Source organism: Granulicella sibirica (assembly GCF_004115155.1).
Lineage (GTDB): Bacteria > Acidobacteriota > Terriglobia > Terriglobales > Acidobacteriaceae > Edaphobacter > Edaphobacter sibiricus.
On record NZ_RDSM01000016.1, the window covers coordinates 1 to 247 of the forward strand.

Genomic DNA, 247 nt, shown 5'->3' on the forward strand with positions numbered 1-247 from the left:
CTCAATTGTGGTTGGGTACTTGATCGGCGGAGAAACAATAGCAAATGTTTCGCAGCTTCCGCGGCAGCGTTGGTTCCTAGGTCCTCTTCCACCAGCGCAAGAGCAAGATCGATCGCAGAAGTGCCACCGGCTGCCGTATAGCAGAAGCCATCCTTTACATAGATGCGATCAGAAAGGACTTGAACCTCAGGATACCTTGTCGCCATGTGCTCCAGGTACGTCCAATGAGTTGTCGCTTGCTTCTGTC

Annotated in this window: 1 pseudogene; it reads right to left on the reverse strand. The window is 52.2% G+C overall.

The annotated features are described in order from the left end of the window. Positions 1–206: pseudogene (locus GRAN_RS25985) on the reverse strand (GlxA family transcriptional regulator); the annotation flags it as partial. Between the last annotated feature and the right edge of the window lie 41 nt (positions 207–247).